Annotated in this window: 17 protein-coding genes and 3 pseudogenes; 7 read left to right on the forward strand and 13 right to left on the reverse strand. The window is 68.5% G+C overall.

All coding sequences use genetic code 11. The features are described 5' to 3' along the window. Nucleotides 1–100: 100 nt before the first annotated feature. Nucleotides 101–406 (forward strand): YfhL family 4Fe-4S dicluster ferredoxin, encoded by a 306-nt coding sequence (locus tag AC4OXY_RS00090; protein WP_491992770.1) that lies wholly within the window; start codon nucleotides 101–103, stop codon nucleotides 404–406. Between the two features lie 19 nt (nucleotides 407–425). On the opposite strand, the gene AC4OXY_RS00095 is transcribed toward AC4OXY_RS00090, so the two are convergent. Both AC4OXY_RS00095 and AC4OXY_RS00100 read right to left on the reverse strand, forming a co-directional pair. Next, complete coding sequence (locus AC4OXY_RS00095; RefSeq protein WP_491992771.1) at nucleotides 426–749, reverse strand: hypothetical protein; 324 nt, start codon at nucleotides 747–749, stop codon at nucleotides 426–428. Between the two features lie 1,773 nt (nucleotides 750–2,522). After that, nucleotides 2,523–2,678: pseudogene (locus AC4OXY_RS00100) on the reverse strand (NADPH:quinone reductase); the annotation flags it as partial. 1 nt (nucleotide 2,679) lies between these two features. On the opposite strand from AC4OXY_RS00100, the pseudogene AC4OXY_RS00105 reads away from it, so the two are divergent. Beyond that, nucleotides 2,680–3,078: pseudogene (locus AC4OXY_RS00105) on the forward strand (zinc-binding dehydrogenase); the annotation flags it as partial. Nucleotides 3,079–3,135: 57 nt separating this feature from the next. On the opposite strand, the gene AC4OXY_RS00110 reads toward AC4OXY_RS00105, so the two are convergent. Next, nucleotides 3,136–3,969 carry an SCO6745 family protein gene (locus tag AC4OXY_RS00110; protein WP_376295803.1) on the reverse strand — a complete coding sequence of 278 codons (834 nt, stop codon included), beginning with the start codon at nucleotides 3,967–3,969 and terminating at the stop codon, nucleotides 3,136–3,138. 92 nt (nucleotides 3,970–4,061) lie between these two features. On the opposite strand from AC4OXY_RS00110, the gene AC4OXY_RS00115 reads away from it, so the two are divergent. From AC4OXY_RS00115 to AC4OXY_RS00125, 3 genes are read left to right on the forward strand one after another with little or no spacing between them, the layout of a single operon-like run. After that, nucleotides 4,062–4,739: a GntR family transcriptional regulator gene (locus AC4OXY_RS00115; RefSeq protein WP_491992772.1), complete on the forward strand. Its 678-nt coding sequence runs from the start codon at nucleotides 4,062–4,064 to the stop codon at nucleotides 4,737–4,739. A 31-nt stretch (nucleotides 4,740–4,770) separates the two neighbouring features. Further along, a complete protein-coding gene (locus AC4OXY_RS00120) occupies nucleotides 4,771–5,346 on the forward strand; it encodes a TetR/AcrR family transcriptional regulator (protein ID WP_491992773.1) in 576 nt (191 codons plus the stop codon). A 42-nt stretch (nucleotides 5,347–5,388) separates the two neighbouring features. Next, entirely contained in the window at nucleotides 5,389–6,324 is a 936-nt protein-coding gene (locus tag AC4OXY_RS00125; protein ID WP_491992774.1) for an SDR family NAD(P)-dependent oxidoreductase, read from the forward strand. 11 nt (nucleotides 6,325–6,335) lie between these two features. Here AC4OXY_RS00125 and AC4OXY_RS00130 read toward each other — a convergent pair whose 3' ends face one another. From AC4OXY_RS00130 to AC4OXY_RS00170, 9 genes and pseudogenes are all read right to left on the reverse strand, one after another. After that, nucleotides 6,336–6,578: a DUF397 domain-containing protein gene (locus AC4OXY_RS00130; protein WP_491994748.1), complete on the reverse strand. Its 243-nt coding sequence runs from the start codon at nucleotides 6,576–6,578 to the stop codon at nucleotides 6,336–6,338. 269 nt (nucleotides 6,579–6,847) lie between these two features. Next, on the reverse strand, nucleotides 6,848–7,525 hold the full coding sequence (locus tag AC4OXY_RS00135; protein WP_491992775.1) for a DUF4253 domain-containing protein: 678 nt from the start codon (nucleotides 7,523–7,525) through the stop codon (nucleotides 6,848–6,850). A 167-nt stretch (nucleotides 7,526–7,692) separates the two neighbouring features. Further along, nucleotides 7,693–8,097 (reverse strand): hypothetical protein, encoded by a 405-nt coding sequence (locus tag AC4OXY_RS00140; protein ID WP_402071205.1) that lies wholly within the window; start codon nucleotides 8,095–8,097, stop codon nucleotides 7,693–7,695. 39 nt (nucleotides 8,098–8,136) lie between these two features. Beyond that, a pseudogene (locus AC4OXY_RS00145) lies at nucleotides 8,137–8,559 on the reverse strand (DUF4259 domain-containing protein); the annotation flags it as partial. Next, nucleotides 8,490–8,945, reverse strand: a complete 456-nt coding sequence (locus AC4OXY_RS00150; RefSeq protein ID WP_491994827.1) for a hypothetical protein — start codon at nucleotides 8,943–8,945, stop codon at nucleotides 8,490–8,492. The pseudogene AC4OXY_RS00145 and the gene AC4OXY_RS00150, both read right to left, overlap by 70 nt. Before the next feature lie 216 nt (nucleotides 8,946–9,161). After that, nucleotides 9,162–9,608, reverse strand: coding sequence for a hypothetical protein (locus AC4OXY_RS00155; RefSeq protein ID WP_491992776.1), 447 nt, complete (start codon nucleotides 9,606–9,608; stop codon nucleotides 9,162–9,164). A 27-nt stretch (nucleotides 9,609–9,635) separates the two neighbouring features. Further along, nucleotides 9,636–10,439, reverse strand: a complete 804-nt coding sequence (locus AC4OXY_RS00160) for a restriction endonuclease fold toxin-2 domain-containing protein (protein ID WP_491992777.1) — start codon at nucleotides 10,437–10,439, stop codon at nucleotides 9,636–9,638. A gap of 375 nt (nucleotides 10,440–10,814) precedes the next feature. Further along, on the reverse strand, nucleotides 10,815–11,600 hold the full coding sequence (locus AC4OXY_RS00165) for a WXG100-like domain-containing protein (RefSeq protein WP_491992778.1): 786 nt from the start codon (nucleotides 11,598–11,600) through the stop codon (nucleotides 10,815–10,817). A gap of 196 nt (nucleotides 11,601–11,796) precedes the next feature. Continuing rightward, a complete protein-coding gene (locus tag AC4OXY_RS00170; protein WP_491992779.1) occupies nucleotides 11,797–13,029 on the reverse strand; it encodes a UvrD-helicase domain-containing protein in 1,233 nt (410 codons plus the stop codon). A gap of 50 nt (nucleotides 13,030–13,079) precedes the next feature. On the opposite strand from AC4OXY_RS00170, the gene AC4OXY_RS00175 reads away from it, so the two are divergent. Continuing rightward, nucleotides 13,080–13,274: a hypothetical protein gene (locus tag AC4OXY_RS00175; RefSeq protein ID WP_491992780.1), complete on the forward strand. Its 195-nt coding sequence runs from the start codon at nucleotides 13,080–13,082 to the stop codon at nucleotides 13,272–13,274. 596 nt (nucleotides 13,275–13,870) lie between these two features. Then, nucleotides 13,871–14,476 carry a hypothetical protein gene (locus AC4OXY_RS00180; RefSeq protein ID WP_491992781.1) on the forward strand — a complete coding sequence of 202 codons (606 nt, stop codon included), beginning with the start codon at nucleotides 13,871–13,873 and terminating at the stop codon, nucleotides 14,474–14,476. A gap of 1,088 nt (nucleotides 14,477–15,564) precedes the next feature. Here AC4OXY_RS00180 and AC4OXY_RS00185 read toward each other — a convergent pair. After that, entirely contained in the window at nucleotides 15,565–15,756 is a 192-nt protein-coding gene (locus AC4OXY_RS00185; protein ID WP_491992782.1) for a hypothetical protein, read from the reverse strand. Nucleotides 15,757–15,950 lie beyond the last annotated feature (194 nt).

Here is a 15,950-nt window from a genome sequence, read left to right on the forward strand (position 1 = left end):
GAATCTCTGACCCGCGGCCCCTATGCAGGCGCTACGCGGTACTGCCTGGCTGTTCGCTCGTTGGTCATCGGACCTCACCAGGAGACAGGAGCGACCGGCAATGGCCATCAAGATTACCGAAGACTGCATCAACTGCGGTGCCTGCGAGCCCGAGTGCCCGAACGAGGCGATCAAGGAGGGTGACGAGATCTACGTGATCGACCCCAACGCCTGCACGGAGTGCGTGGGATTCTACGACCATGAGGCGTGCCAGGCCGTGTGCCCGGTGGAGTGCTGCCTGCCGGATCCGGACAGGGTGGAGACCGAGGACGTCCTGATCAACCGAGCCTTGAGCCTGCACCCTGACGACGACGATCTCCGGCGCAAGGTAGCCGCCAACGACTACCCCAGTCACTTCCGGAAGTGAACGTTCGCCGCTCTGCTGGTCAGGAGCTCGCGTCGATCCGGCGGGCGTGTCGCTGACGTTCGAGAGCCGCGTGCATGCGCACCACGGCAGCACGGTCGGGGACGTGGTAGATACCCGCGTCGCGGTCGTAGTTGTCGAGAAGTTGCTGTCCGACAAGTGCCTTCCTGTCCAGGTCCTTGCCGCAGGCCTTGAACAGCTCGCGGTAGCGGGCCTGGTACTCCAGGCGGTCCTTCCTGCGGCTGGGTGCGGCGGCTGCAGGTTGCCCACGACCTGCCAGGCATGACACAGCAAGGCCGCCGAACGTGGCCCGGAGCGCCTGGCGGCGCGTTGGTTCGAAAGTCATGCACGGAAAGTAGCAGATTGGCTACGTGAAGCTAGCGGGCGACCGTAGACCCCTATCCGCCAGGCCTCAGCCAGGCGTTGACGGGCAGACAGGAGCCACGGGAACCGGCAGCAGCGGGCTGGGAGTGCTCTGCATCGTCCGTAGCGCCTTGTCCTTCACTGTCCACTCCTGGCGCGCGAGCGCAGCGCGTTCAGCGGTGGCGGTGCCAAGTCTGGCGCGCGTACTGCCAGGAGTACGTCCGGCTACGGGGGCACCGCCGTGAACGGCGCCGAGCCAGCGGCTGAGGAGCCGCATACAGCACCGCTCGCAGGCAGGCGGCGTCTTTCAGTTCTTCGAGTCGCTTCCGTCGCTCCAGCGACAGGCGCAGCGGAACTGGATCAACCATGCGAGGGCCTCCTCGTGCTTCGTTGGGTCTCCGCTTCACCCTCGCGGCTCCGAGCCGGGACTGTGGCGAACATGGCGGCCGCGTCCCGGCAGCCGACCCGGGGACCTCGCCTCCCGTCCCGCCGGACGGGCCCCCAACTCCCCCGGCACTCAAGTGAGACAGACAGGCTTGCGGGCTCGGTTCAGTGGCATTTTGGCGCACACGCGCCGGATGCGGATCTTTCCCGGAGGTAGGTTCCGAACAACCATGCGCAAGCCCCAGTCGCACCGCCCTGTCGCGCTGGTGGCGGCTCAGCGCGGCGGCAGATGCGGTACCGGATGTACTCAGTGGCCGACCTCCCGGCCACGGTGCGGTCCGGGCTGCTGAGGACAGTGCGCCTGCTGGTCGTCCTCGCGCACCGGGTGCGGTTCGTCAGCATCGTCCCGGTCGGCATAGCGGCTCTTGCGGGCGCGGGAGTCGTCGGCCGCCTTGGTGAACGCGTCCCGGAGGTGGCGCAGTCGCTCGGCCGTGAGATCGAGGGCTTCCACGTCGGTACGGGACTCCCGCAGGGCCCGCAGCGCCGTCATGTCGACCGCCTCCTGCCGGCCGGCCTCCGGCTCCGGGTCGCCGCGCCCGGGGGTGCTGGCCGGGGGCGCGAGCAGCTGCTCGGGCATCGCCGCCTGCTGGTGCGCGACGACGTCGTCCTCCCGGCCCCGCACGCCGACGTCGATGGTGGTGCGCAGCTTCTCGCGGTCCACCGCGCCGGCGAGGACAGCCCGGTCGTAGCTCAGCGGGAGGCGGGGGATCTGCCACTCCCCCGCTGTCTGGTCCGGGGTCCGGGGCGCAACTGGCGCGCTGGGATCGGCCGGGGGCTGCCGGTCCGGGTCGTGCGCGAGGGGCTGGTGGGCGGCGCCGGGCAGGGAGGTCGGACAGCGCCCACCGTGCGGCGTGGAGGCGGTAGCCGGACTCCAGGCCAGGCACAGTCTTCGGCTCGCTGACATCCAGGCATTGGGCGGAGATTCGGCGGCCACGATCTGGTCGTGCAGGCCGGGGTCGCGGCGTCGGCCCCGCAGAACAAGGGCGAGGTGGCGGCGGGCTTCGGCGAACAGGGGCCGACGGTGGAACCGGCCGCCGTCGTTCATCACGAACACCGTCGCGGTGACGTCGACGGCCGCCAGGGCGACGTCGACCACGGCGGCAACCCGGGACCGGATCTCCGCAGCCGCAGCACGGGCGTACTTGAGGAGGGAGTTGATGACGCCGGCGGCCACCCCGGAGGCGCGGATCGCGCTCACCTTCCACTCCTTGCGCAGCTTGGCGAGGGGCTGGGCCTTCTGCTTCGGCGGGCGCGTCATCTTCACGGCGATCCCGGTCAGCTTGGCGCGGGCCCGCTCGGAGACCACAGGCAGGGTCGCATCGAGTCGGCGCAGCCGGTCGCCGCGCTCGGCCGACGAAGTCGTGACCGCCACCGCGGCGGCACCGCCACGAGCCGCGAGCTGCACGGCCATGATCCCGATACCGCCGGCAGCGCCGCGCACCAAGACCGTCTCCCCGGGAGCGAAACGGCACGTGCTGGACCGCTCCGGCAACGGAGGGGAACGGGCTCCCGCCGGCTACGACGTCATCATCGACGTCGTAGCCGGTGAGGAGATGCCGTCGTTCTTCGACCGGCTCAACCCGAACGGCCGCTTGGTGGCCGTGGGCGCGGTCGCGGGGCAGCCGCCGACGGACTTCGGCACGAAGATCATGGCGGCGTTCCAAAAGTCGCTGTCGTTCGCCGCTTTCAGCGCCGCCACGGTGGCCCGGGCCGACCGGTGTGCCGTGCGCAGCGAGCAGTTCGCCGCAGCCGCTCGCGGCGAACTGGAGACAGTGGTGCACGAGGTGCTGCCACTGGACGGAGCCGTACTGGCGCACCAGAAGATGGCCGCGGGTGAGGTCTTCGGAAGGATCGTGCTGACACCGTAGTCGAAGGACCCAGTCCAAGTCCTCCCGGTCGCAGGCATCCTCCGCCCTGATCGCCGATCAGTTCAGCGCGGCGTAGGTTCCCGCCGCCGTGAACGCCTCGTCGATGGGCCCGAGGAGCTCGGCCAGGCGGCGGGCGCCTGTCGCGCCGATCGGTCCCCACAGCCGCTCGCACTGTTCGTCGGTCTCGGCCTCGATCCGCTCGCGTGCTGCGGTGCCCGCGGCGGTCGCGACGCCGTCGTGCGCCAGCCAGCCTCGGGTGACGAGCCGTTCGGTGGCCGCCGCCCACTCCTCGTCGTTCCAGTGCCGGGTGGCGCGGATGACCGGTGCAGGGAGGCGGCCGGTGGCGGTGTGGATGACGTTGCAGTCGCAGGGTCCGAGGCGGTTGGCGGCGAGAACGACGAGGTGTGCGTCGCCGCGCCATTCGCGCAGCACGGTGAGCTGCTGCCAGAGCGCGGTCAGCGGGTCGGTGGGGAGCGGGACGGCGGCGTTGGCCGCGGCGAGCGGCTTGCCGGCGTAGTCGGCCGCGGCGACGACCGGGTCGATCAGCGAGCGCGCTTCGGCGATCTGATCAACCGTCAGGCTCACCCCGGCGCGCCGCAGCGCCTGCTCGGCCGCCGTGAAGCGGGCGGCCTGCCAGCGCTCGGGCGGCGCGGCGTCCCAGACGCCCGCCATCGACCGCACCGCGCGGGGGCTGAAGTTGTAGAACGTCGCGAGGGTGACCTGCCATGCGACCGCGCCCATCGGGGCGGAGCGGAACGCGAAGTAGGCGGGCGCGCGGTCGGGCACGCCCAGTTCGGCGGCCTGCCGGGCGGTTTCCGGGACGAGGTAGATGAACCGGTGGGCCGCGTTGACGGCGAGGCTGACCTGGCGGACGGCGTCGATGGCGCTCATCGCGGTGCTTCCTTCCACGGGGTGGATCCCTCTCAACGCTATCGATCATATCGCCAATAATCGATTATCTCTATCCCGATTAGACTGCCCCCGTGACACAGGCGACCGATGACCCCGCCCCGGCGGGCAAGCAGATGCTCTCCGAGCGCGTCTACGACCGGCTCCGTTCGGACGTGCTGCACGGGATGTTCGCCCCCGGCGCCGCCCTCAAGCCGCAGGAGCTGGCGCAGCGGCAAGGCGTCAGCCTGGCCGTGGTGCGGGAGACACTCGTCAGGATGGTGGGCGACGGGCTCGCCGTCCGCCTGCCCAACCGCGGCTTCGCGACGCCGGCCCTTTCCGACCGCCGCTGGCAGCAGATCACGGAAGCCCGGTTGACCGTCGAACCGGAGATGCTGCGGCTGGCGATCGAGCGCGGCGACCTCGAATGGGAGACCCGCGTGCGAGCGGCGCACCACCGGCTGGCCCGCACCCCGCAGTTCGATCCCGACCACGACGAGTACTACAGCGACGCCTGGGCCGAGGCGCACCGCGGCTTCCACCGCGCGCTGCTGGAGGGCTGCGGGAACCCGATCCTGCTGGAGACCTTCGACCGGCTGTGGACCGCGAGCGAGCTGGCCCGCCGCCTGGCCACCCATCGCAGCGCCGACCGCTCGGCCTCTGACGAACACTCAGACCTGGAGCGGGCGGCACTCGCCCGCGATCCCGCCGCCACCGCCGCGCTCGTCCGGCACCTGAGCCGCACCACGGCGGCCCTGTCGCCAAGAGATTGACCGACTGATCACTCTTTTATACATTGGCGGCATGGCCCGACCACGAAGTGACGAGCGGCGTAACACCATCCTCGTCGCGGCGACCCGCGTCATCGCCTCTCAAGGGCTGACCGCCGCGTCGACCGCCACCATCGCCAAGGAAGCCGGAGTCTCGAACGGTTCGCTGTTCGTGTACTTCGACACGAAGTACACGCTGCTCAACGAGCTGTACGTGTCGCTCAAGACCGAGATGGCGCAGGCGGCGTTCGGCGATGAACCGTCCGCGGAGCAGCCGGTACGCGAGCAACTGCGGCTCATCTGGACGCGGTGGCTGCACTGGGCGACCAGCCACCCGGACAGGCGGCGCGCGCTGGCCCGACTCGAGGTCTCCGACGACATCACGGCCGAGAGTCACGAAATCGTCGACGCGGCGAACCGCCCCGTCGCGGAGCTCCTGGAGCGCAGTCGCCGCGACGGGCCCATGGCGGACGTGCCGCTGCCGTTCGTCCTGACGTTGATCGGCGCCATCGCCGATTCGACCATGGACGCCGTGATCCGGGATCCGGACGGGCCCGCCGACCGCGGCCACCTGGCCTTCGAGGCCGTCTGGCGCGTACTTGCCGGGTAGCGCGCCGGCGCTGCCCGACCACTGACCAGCAAGGAGAGTGCCTTGCCCGCGAACAGCAGCACCAGTCAGCATCAGGCCTGGGTCATCACCGGCCCGACCTCGGGGATCGGCTACCGTACCGCTCTCGAACTCACCTCCCACGGCACGCTCGTCCTGGTCGGGCGCGACGCCGCCAAGCTCGAAAAGCTCAGGGCCGAGATCGAAGCCGGCGGCAGCAGCGCGGTCGCCGTGGTCGCCGACATGTCGGACATCCTGAGCGTCCGGCGCGCCGCAGGCGAGATCACGCAGCTCGGGCTGCCCATCGCGGGCGTGCTCAACAACGCCGGAATCTTCCCGATCCGCGCTTCGACCAGCCCGCAGGGCTGGGACCGCGCGTTCGCCACGAACCACCTCGGCCCGCTGGCGTTCACCGAAGCGCTGATCCCGTCGCTGCCCGACGGGGCGAATGTCGTGTTCGTCGTGTCGGCCGTCGAGGACCCGGAGCGCACCATCTCCGTCCGAGCCGGCTACCGCGGCAGTCGCTACCTCAGCGCCGAGGCGACCGCCCGCGGTGAGTACCTTCCCGGCGGCTCCACCAAGCCCGGCTTCGACGCCTACGCGACCTCGAAGCAGGGCGGAATCGCGGCCGCCTTCAGCCTCGCACGGGAGTTCCCTCGGCTGCGCTTCCGCGCGGTCGAGCCTGGCGTGACCCCCGGCTCCAACCTCGGGCGGGACATGTCGGCCGCGGCGGTCGTCACCGGCAAGGCACTCAGCCCACTGCTGTCGCTGCTGCCACACTTCAGCACACCGAAGCGGGCCGCCCAGATCATCGCGCGGGTCCTCACCGACGATTCCGGGGATACCGGCACGTACTACGACGAGAAGGGCCGCCTCATGGCGGCTTCACGACAGGTCAGCGACCCCGCCTACAGCGACCGTTACATCGCCGAGAGCCGCGCGCTCCTCGCCACCGTGCCTGCCGCGCAGCTGCGCCCCTGAGCAACCCGGGCTCAGACCTCGCCGAACACGCCGCCCTTCACACCGGTCACAAACGCGGCGAAGGCGGCCGGCGGGAAGGAAAGCGCCGGGCCCTCGGGGTCCTTGGAGTCACGAACCGGCACCGCGCCAAGGACGTTGGCGGCAATCTCGACGCAGCTAGCTCTGGGATGGCGTCCATGGGGATCATCCCGGCCCGGCGGGCGCGGTTGAGGTACTCCTGCAGCCCCAGACATCTGTGCCGAGCTCGCCGCCATCGCGCGCACGCCAAGCGGCACGACCGCAGCCGACGCCTACAGCAAAGTCCAGGCCAACAACGCCCGGCTGCGACGGGACAACCGCGACCTCGCCGAACAGCTCGAACTCGCCATCGCCACCATCCAACGCCTGAGCATCGACAACGGCCTCCTGCGCGCCGCCCTTCACGATGCCCGCGCTGTCACCCCGCTGACCCGCCGCCCCCGATGACCGACTCCGTCGCCACCAATCAGGTGCGCCACCGAGCTGTCACCCAGCGAGTGCCGGATCAGTCCCACCAGAAATCCCAACGGTGGGCGCCAGTGATCCGCTCGGCATACGCGGCCAGTGTGTACGGTCTGCTGCCCTGCCAGATGCTGTCAGGGCAGAACGCAAAGTGCTCGGCTGCAACCAGCAGAGCCTCATGCTCGCTCACCGGTGGCGCGGCGATGCTGAGGTGCAGCGTGGAAAACCCGACCGCGACGACACGGGCTCCGAATCGGTGTTCCCAATCCCGGACGACCGCAGAGAATTTCGCCGTGTCGTTTTCGTAGTTGCAGGGGCCAGCCCAGCCCACGGCTGTCAGCGCTTCGGCACCGGACGGAGCGGCAACCAGTCCAAGACGTGTCCGCGGGCAGTCGGTGAGGAACGCCTCCGCGAACTCTGAAGCCAGTTGCTCAGGGTTCGTTACCGTCTCCCGGCTGGCCGTAAGGCTGGGCCATACCTGTCCGAAGGGGGCCGTAACAGCGAGGCGCCTTTTGACGTCGAGCATGTCGTCGTCTTCATCGACGGCCGTGTAGGTCGCCCACCACTGTGCGAGGAGGCCAGCAGGATCATGGCTTGCCGGGGAGGACATCCGCTCAGGAAAGACCTCCCCGGACCCCCAAGGGCGGAACTCGCCATCGTTCGGGTCCAGCGCGTCGAGGAGCAGCGGCCACAAGCCGGAACGCGCGTGTTCCGTGTGCATCCGCGTCCACAGCCCAGCCGCGGCTGGCCCGTCACTGAGTCACAAGGGCAGGCGATCTCCGTCGCCTTCATCGGATGTGACCATCCGACCGGGCGGGAGCAGGCCATCAAGGCTCGATCGGGATTCAGGGTGCATGGGCCGGATGCCAGTGCTGCGACCAGGGGATATCACTGAGCGCGTCCGAGCGCTCGATCCCGGTACTTCTGGAATTCCTCCCAGCCTGACGTATGCCCAGGGGTTATCAGGTCCCCATTCGCACAGTCGAGCACTTGGCACCGCAGAGCCTCTGCAAGACGGAAGACGTCCGTCAGCACGTCTCCGCCGGAGCCCCGGATGTGGAGCATGATCGAGTCCACCGGATCTTCCGACCCCATGTTGAGTTCGACGGACCAAGTTGGGCCGGAAAGCTCGCCCCAGCCTGGGTCCGAGAGGTCAGCTTCGGGGCAAGCCTGACTGACAGCTGCGCGTACGTCGTCGCGCCGGCCGAGCGGGTCCGGGATGTAGTCGGCGGGGATCTCGCGCACAGAGGTGACGTCGGCGGGTAGACGCATGAGAAGGACGTCCCAGCTCATAGTGACCTTCCGGGTAGGACGGGTGCAGGTCAGGGTGGGTCAGATCAGGCTGAGCTGTTCACCCGACGGCTGCGGCAGGAGCACGTTCTGCAGGCGGTGGATGTTCGCGCGCCAGGGCCCGCCATCCGACTCAGCCCATAGGTCCATCAGTTCGGACGGTTCGGTCATGATGCGGTCGAGGGCCTGAAGGGCGAGATCACGCAGGCCAGTGAGATCAGGGAGGGGCTCTTCCGGCCCATAGATTGGATCGGCCGGCTCACCCCCGGGGCACTGCGCCGCGACCAGCGCGGCTGCGGCTACGGCTACCTCGGATTCGGGTGCTTCGAGGTAAACCGCGTTGTCGCTCACACATGTCAGAGCACTGCGGACGATGCCCTCACGTTCACCTGCAGCTACCTCATCAAGGTCACCACCAAAGTCCGCTGCGGTGTCGTTGTCGAAGGGACCGACGTCCCAAGTGCCCTCAGCTGCAGGCTGCGCAGGACCAGCAGCGGGTGATCCAAGTCTCCCGGGTGCAGCAGCATCCCGTCGAAGCACACGCCAGCTCGTACGTCGTTCGGTACGCCCTCGGTGAGGACACCACGGCCTGGGGCGGCGTGTACCGCGGCGTCGACGAGTACCGGCAGGACGTCGGCCGGGGCCACTGCACCGGAGCAGCGCCCGCCCCGCACGACGCGGGTCCACAGCAACAGCAGATGGTCATGGAAGCGGGAGCAGGTCGGCGCCATCAACGCCGCTTCCAGCAACGGCAGCAGCGACTCGGTCGAGTAAGGCGACAAGGCCTTGTCTATAGTCTTCCAGCGCACACGCCGCTGCTGCGCGGACGTGGGCGGCGACGTGCTCGTCATCGCGGTGCTCCCGAGGAATTGATCCTGACGGATGCCAGGGTGGCAGCAAGAGCACCATCAATGTTTCTGAGTTGACAATCACGCGCTTACCGGTCAGCTACAGCGGCACTCCGGGCGACCCGCCCTGTCCTCGGGCGCACCAGCCGCAGCCACGCCATGGCGCCGGCAGCGATTGGCAGTGGTGAGCGCGTCTGCGGCCACCGGTTGGGGGCACTGTCAGCCGAGGCCGCCGGTCTCTTCGACGTGCTGCACGAGTGCTGCCACGATCCGTGGGCGAGTGGCGTCGGGAACGAAGGTGGGTTCCATGCCTTCCTCGATTCCCCAGTCCGTGTTGAACATGACGGGGACGTCAGCCGGTGCCACGTTGTTCCGGATCCACAGGGCGACCCGGGCTGCCATGTGCGCGTTGCACTCGCGGACGGACACGCCCTCGGGTTCCAGGCTGGCGAAGCCTTCCAGGGTCTCGCCGTCGAAAGTGATCCCGAAGAACATCGATGATCCGCGAACCGGGCCGTCTCCTTCGTCATCGATACGGATGAATGTGTCCGGATTCCGTTCGCGCAGCCGTGCCTCGAATCCCTCGTAGGTCAGGCCCCAGCTCTGCCCGCGCGGTGGGGTGAAGACGTACATGGTGCGCAGTTCCGCGATCTTTTCGGGTTCCATAGCGGTACTTTCCTGGGGGTGGGCTGGTCAGGGAACGTAGCGGGCGTGGCCTTTGACGCCGTAGGCGGCCATCATGATGCGCCAGTACTGGACGGCATCCTGATTGTTGGTGACCGTCTCTACACCTCGCATCTCCTTGTTGCGTGGGTCGTTGAGCGCGGCGGCGTACTTGCGGAGTTCGAGGCGGTCGTCCTTGTAGAGGAAGTCTCTGTCGCCGGTCGCGTGGTTCTTGCGGAGGTCTTCCAGTGAGCGGTAGCAGCGTTGGTTCGGCTTGTTCACGTATTTTGCCTCGCCCGCCATCCCATCCGAGTTGCGGAATCCGTCCACCATCAGCGTGTTGGACGGACTGATCCCTGCCGGGATGGGTACCTCGAACTCCGGGAAGCCCGACACGCGCCTCTGGTAGGCCTGCTCGGCCGGCCTCCCGCCGGAGATGTCGCCCTTGCGCAGTGAGTCGAGCCAGGTCTGGAAGTTCTGCCCCTGGCTGGGCGTGAGCTGCGGGAAGCACGGGTCGGGAGGAATCGTCGGAGGGACCGGCTGAATGTGGGGAGTGTTGGCGGGCAGGGGACGGTAAGCGGCTGGTATCAACGTCGGGACGCGGATCAGGGGACCGAGGAGCGGCGGGAGGTTGGGAAAGAGGCCGCCGTTGTCCGGCTGCGGCATCTTCACTCGGGACTGGGAGCTGTCCAGTGCGTGAGGGATGTTGCCGAGCGAGGTGATGCGTGTGTCGTCGGCTATGAGGTCGTGCAGGCTGCCGTCGTGGCCGTCGCCTCCGAACCGTGGCTGTTCCCAGGGCCACAGGAAGTCTCCGTCGAGCCCGCTGTTCTCCATGCCTGCGTTCCGCGTAATTCGGAGCTCATAGAGCCACGGCACGCCTACTGGCCTGCAGCTTCTCCTCTTCGGGCGCTGCAGGCCGTTCCTCTAGGGCTTGACGTTCTCGCAGGTCAGGGCAGGTCCTGGATCCGACGCCATCGGGCTGCCGGGCGGCGCCTGGCCCATCAAGCCGGGAGCCACGATAGAGGGGCGGTGCCTCGCCCGGCACAAGAACCGTCAACTTGCCTCTAATGATTGGGATTTGGGCGGTCATGCTTCGCTGCATTGCTGGAGCCTTGGCGCACATCGCCACCTCTCTGACCTGGCCGTTTCTCTATGCCTAGAGAAACGCCCCAACAGGCCATTCGGGGGCGTCTCCGCAGGTCAGGGCTACTATCGTTGCTCTAGGTGCGGCGAATTCCGCGGAACGCAGGCCATGGGCAGGCGCTGTTTGGCGGTTTCGACGTGGTCGGCGTAGGCGTCGCAGGCGTTGGCGAGCATCGTGCAGGCCGTGGGGAGGTTTGCCAGGAGGGTGTCGTGGTCGCCCACTTCGCTGGGTGGGGGTGTCTTGCCGACGAACTTCTCGAAGAAGCTCTCGACGGCGTCAGCGGCATGGCCCGCCTGATCGAGGGTGGCTGTCTTCCATGCGTCGCGGGAGCCCCAGTAGGCGTCGTGGAGGATCTTGGCGGCGCTGCGCCAGGCTGTGGCGACGGCCCGCAACTTGTCCGGCTGGCAGAGGAATCGCTCGTTGAAGAGGTACTGATCGATGCCGCTGGTCTCGCCGACGACGTTCGGCAGGTCCTCGGCGTTGTGACTGGCGCGCGGGCTGCAGTCGGGGCCGGCCGGCTGATCACCGATCCCGGGCGTGAAGGGGCTCTGTTCCAGGAGCTTGGCTGCGACCTTGTCGTCGCGCTTGAGGAGTTCCTCGGACGCGCTGAGCAGAGCACCCGCGCCGTTGGCCATCACCTGGTGGGCGAAGCCGGACTGGTCGAAGACGGACTTGACGGCTGCGGTGTAGACCTTGGCAAAGGCTCTGCCGGCCGCCCCGTCGCCGGCCATACCGCCATGGGCACTCAGCTCGGTGAACAGCAGGCCCACCATCTCATAGACCAGATCACGCAGCCCCACCATCGACCATGACGCGTTGGCGAAGTTCTCCGTCTGATGCCGCAGATCCACCAATGCCCCGTCCCCTCGCCGACGCCGGTGATCACCGTACACGGCCGTAAACAGCAAGCTCAGGCGAAGGGATGACGATGAGCCACCAACGCCGACATGTCCTTCAAACCGCAATAGACTCCCGCTGCACCTGCTCCACCTGCCTCCTCGAAGTCGGCAGTGCCGATCCAGGGTTTCCGGTGGTGGCGCGCAGTCGTCAAGTAGCTGACGGAGCAGGGGTGTCGTGGATCCAGGACAGGCCTCCCAGGTCCAGGCGCTGGCGTGTGCGGGTGACTGCTACGTAGGCCAGGCGGGCTTCGGCGTTGTCGATCGGTTCCGGCAGCGGCGTTGAGCCCTTGCTGTCCTGCGGCTGGTGCTCTTTGGGGCGGGGGAAGTCGTCGGCGATCACTACACAGGGCCATTCGCGGCCTTTGGCTTTGTGCGCGGTGGAGATGGTGACCTGTGCGTGCTCTTCAAACACAAGGCGCGCGACGGCGGCAAGGATCGCGTCGGTGCCGTGATTGTCGACGAGATTGACCAGGGGTTGCAGGTCGTGTCCGGCTGGGTCGTGGGCGGCGTAGTCCTTCAGGTCTCCCCAGCTCAGGAAGAGGACGAGTTCGGGGTGGTGGGTGGGTCGTCCTTCTTTCAGGTCCCGTGCTGCCTCGGCCAGGGTCCGCAGAGAGTCGCCGCCTCCGGCCAGGGCGACACGCTGCCCCGCGGTCATGAGTGTGATGACTTGGGCCATGGCTCCGACGTTGGTGCGGCACAGGACGGCGTCGGGGCAGGTGGCAGGGCCGATTTCGGTGGGCACGGTGAGGGTGTCGGTGAACCGGATGGGGGCCTTGGCCAGGTGCAGCCACAGGTTGGCTTCTGCGGCGAGGTCGGGACCGAAGCGGAAGGACTGCGACAGGGGCAGCTGGGTGCCGTTGAAGCCGGTCATGACGTCTTTGGCGCCGCGCCAGTGGTAGATGGCCTGGGCGGAGTCGCCGACCATGACGAGTTGGGCGTGGTCGCGTTGGGCGAGGAAGATCGCCTCGACGACAGGGTCGGTGTCCTGGGCTTCGTCCAGGAGCAGGTAGTCGGCGTCCAGTCGGGGTGGGGTGAGGGCCCAGATCTTCAGGTAGTGGTCATGTTCGAAGCGGACGCAGCCCTCCTCGGGGTTCTGCAGGTCCTTCCAGGCTTTGTGGGCGAACGGGACGAGGTGGTTGGCGAGTTCGCGGTGCAGGTCTTTGTCCTCCAGGCCACGTAGCTTCGGGACGTGGCGGTGGGTGATCGTCTGGTCGGCCGTGTGGCAGAAGCGGCTGACCGTGCGCAGTACGGCGTTGGGCAGGGCTCGTTGGGAGATCTTGCGTTCGCCGATGCAGATGTCTTCGGTGAGGCCACTGGGCGCTTCGGCCCTGGCCGATGGCCGTCCGTGGTGCCACTCCCCCAGCTGTCCGGCTGGTGGCACTGGCCCTCGCAGCGTACCTGTCCCCCAGTTCGGCACACCACACTGTTGACATGGACGTACTGGCCCGTCTGTGCGGTCACTCACCCCATCAGACAGCGGAACTGCTGGACCGGTTCGTCGTCACACGCGCGCTGGCGTCCTGGCATCACGACCGGGACACCGATGAGGCGGCCTGGCAGGTGGCCAGCCAGCGCTCACGACCGACGGCGCCCTGCGCGTACAGGAAGATGCCGCGTATCGGGTAAGGGCCGGTTCTCCCGCCCTGAATGGCTGGGGCGTATCGCCCGCCTCCGGAACCCTGCGTGCCACGAGGTGTGCAAGCGAATCGGCGGCCGCGCGGGAGCCGCCACCCGTGCCGGTCAGACGTCGACTGGGCGGGTTCTGAAGCAACTGAAGCGTGGGGCAGCGCTGCAACGCTGGTGGTCGTGACTGCTAGCCACTCACCGCAGCACCGTCATGGACATCCGCGCTCACCTGCGCGAACGCCCCCCCTCGTCAGAGGGCGGAGCTGCTGGACCGGCTGGGGGGAAGCCCCATTCTCGCCGCCCGGCAGCACAGCCAGGATGCCGACGAAGTCGTGCGACAACTCGCCCACCAACCTGTCTGAAGCACCCCGCCGCAGGCCCCGCCAGCGTCACTCATCGAGACCGCGAAGCTCAGGTCGAGATATAGACATCACTCAAGAAGACCTACAGACTCCACCCATCCGTACTATCTCCACGCCGAGCCACGCAGCAGGGATCTCCACAGCCGCCCGGACCGCAGCCCGAGAACAGGCGCTTGGGCACGTCCGCCACAGGTGCTGCACGCCCGGTCAGGAAACCGAGAGAAAGGTCGGCCCATGTCCGACACCACGCTTGCCGGCACTGAACTCACATCGCAGTACGCCGCACAGGTGACCAGCGACCTCGCACGCAACACCAAGGAGCAGGAACGCATCACTGCGGAGATCGCCACGCTGCAGGAACACCTCACCGCGCTGCAGCATGACCACCGTGTCCTGGTCAACGTGCAGCAGGCGCTTGGCATTGCTCCGGCACCGGTACAGCCCGCAGCAGGTCCGGACGGCGCCGCGGTACCTGCTCCGCACAAGAAGGCTTCTGCCGAATCCGCAGCCGGCAAGCGGACGCGCGTGAAGCAGGCCGCTGGCACGCAGCGCGCCACAACCAGCGAGAAGCCGGCAAACAAGAAGCCGACGCACACGGACACGGCCGCGAAGGCAGGCCGGCCCACGCTGGTCGAACTCGTCCGTGGTCACCTCGCCGAGCAGAGCGAGCCGCGCTCCGCAGCCGACGTCGCCACGGCACTCGGCAAGGCCCATTCCGAGCGCGGTATCAAGACCACCGTGGTCCGGACCACCCTCGAAGGACTCGTGGCCAAGAACCAGGCCAAGCGGACCAAGCAGGGCGCCTCCGTTTTCTACACCACCCCTGACACCGCCGAGTAGACGGCCATGCCGGCCTAGACGAGGCAAGTCCGCGCAGGCAGCGCGCTGCCGCCGCGGCGACAGCCGACCCGGCGTTTCGCCCGCTGGGCGGTCAACGTCCCTGGCGCCACATCCGCGAGCAGACGGCAGTCACCAGTGGACGAGCCCAGCCCTACCGTTCGCTGATGCTGCCCCTCCCCCATCAGGTGGCGACGGGGCAATGTCGCACCGCCGGCCGTGCAGCTGGTGGCAGTGGTCCTTGGCGCGCGCCTATCCCCCAGTGTGGCACACGCCGCTGACAGGGATGTACTCGCCGGCCTGTGCGGGCACTCCCCCTCCAGACAGCGGGAAGTTCCCGACGGGCTGGTCGCCACGCGCGCACTGGCGTCCTGCTGTCACAACTGGGACGCCGACGAGGTGACCTGCCACCTCGTCGACCAGCGACCGGCGGTTCGTCCCTGGCACGGCACTGCCGCCGGGGCAGCCGCTGACGTCTGGCTCGTGCTCGCCGGCCGGTGAAAGGCCCACCACGCGGGAGGCAGACAGGGCCGACCGCGGCGCGGCCGAGGGTGCCCGCGTTTCGGCACCAGGGCGTGGACTGGCCCTGTACGGGCGGGGTTCCCGGCCAGGTAGGCGGGAGGTGTGTTCGAGAGCTGCGCCCATATCCGACTGCTGGGACCAGGGATGAGGCATCCGTGCGCCGAGAGTACGTCGTGACGACGGTGCGCCGGGTCGGCCAATTCCGTCGCGTCGTCGTTCGGTGCCCCGTACGCCACCGCCCAGGTGCGTTCTTCGCCTGCAGTTGCTTGGCCTCCGCCCGCAGCTGCTTGACCTGCTGAACGAGGCCGTCGACGCGCAGACCAGCGCTGGGTTCTCGGCCAGGGAGCGCGGGTGGGGCCATGCGTATCACCGTGGGTGCCGGCGGAGCGGGACGCAGGTTCGCCTGCCCCCGTCACCCCTTGGATATCCCCGCGCCGAGGGAAGGTCACAGCACCATGGCCGGAAAAGAGGTGAGCTCTCCGAGATGGGACTCGCTCGGCTCGGCGGGGCTTGCTTGCGAACCCTGCTCGCAGCGGGCAGCCCCATGGCCAGCTGCCATACCGACGTGATCAGGCCACGTCGCGGTAGCGCGGGAGCCGGTCAGCGCCCTGCGACCGGCTTGTGCTGTGGACCAGCCGCAGATGATGTCCACGGGCGTGCCCGGCCACCCTCGGCCGGTCCGGCAGCCAGTCCTCGATGCGGTCCATCCCGTACAGCAGCAGGCTCAGTACAGGCAGCAGCAACACAGCGACGGCGATCACGGTGACAGATCCCTCCGGCCGGCGATGCAGCCCCTCTCGACGGCTATGGGCGCCACGGGGCAGGGCACCAACGTGCCGCCCCGCAACGGGTGGCCCAGCGGCGGCGCCGTCCGCCGCGGTCACTCGAGGCGCGCGGATGCCGCAGCAGGATCAGGGAGCGGGCCTCGCCGCCGAGGAACTCTGAGGCCCCCCTG

The organism is Streptomyces sp. HUAS MG56 (assembly GCF_058673395.1).

Excerpts from the sequence above, each read along its gene's own strand:
- AC4OXY_RS00090 (WP_491992770.1), top strand. The coding sequence starts at position 101 with ATGGCCATCAAGATTACCGAAGACTGCATCAACTGCGGTGCCTGCGAG.
- AC4OXY_RS00095 (WP_491992771.1), bottom strand. The coding sequence starts at position 749 with ATGACTTTCGAACCAACGCGCCGCCAGGCGCTCCGGGCCACGTTCGGC.
- AC4OXY_RS00110 (WP_376295803.1), bottom strand. The coding sequence starts at position 3,969 with ATGAGCGCCATCGACGCCGTCCGCCAGGTCAGCCTCGCCGTCAACGCG.
- AC4OXY_RS00120 (WP_491992773.1), top strand. The coding sequence starts at position 4,771 with ATGGCCCGACCACGAAGTGACGAGCGGCGTAACACCATCCTCGTCGCG.
- AC4OXY_RS00130 (WP_491994748.1), bottom strand. The coding sequence starts at position 6,578 with ATGGCGGCGAGCTCGGCACAGATGTCTGGGGCTGCAGGAGTACCTCAA.
- AC4OXY_RS00135 (WP_491992775.1), bottom strand. The coding sequence starts at position 7,525 with ATGCACACGGAACACGCGCGTTCCGGCTTGTGGCCGCTGCTCCTCGAC.
- AC4OXY_RS00140 (WP_402071205.1), bottom strand. The coding sequence starts at position 8,097 with ATGAGCTGGGACGTCCTTCTCATGCGTCTACCCGCCGACGTCACCTCT.
- AC4OXY_RS00150 (WP_491994827.1), bottom strand. The coding sequence starts at position 8,945 with ATGACGAGCACGTCGCCGCCCACGTCCGCGCAGCAGCGGCGTGTGCGC.
- AC4OXY_RS00155 (WP_491992776.1), bottom strand. The coding sequence starts at position 9,608 with ATGGAACCCGAAAAGATCGCGGAACTGCGCACCATGTACGTCTTCACC.
- AC4OXY_RS00160 (WP_491992777.1), bottom strand. The coding sequence starts at position 10,439 with ATGGAGAACAGCGGGCTCGACGGAGACTTCCTGTGGCCCTGGGAACAG.
- AC4OXY_RS00175 (WP_491992780.1), top strand. The coding sequence starts at position 13,080 with ATGGACGTACTGGCCCGTCTGTGCGGTCACTCACCCCATCAGACAGCG.
- AC4OXY_RS00180 (WP_491992781.1), top strand. The coding sequence starts at position 13,871 with ATGTCCGACACCACGCTTGCCGGCACTGAACTCACATCGCAGTACGCC.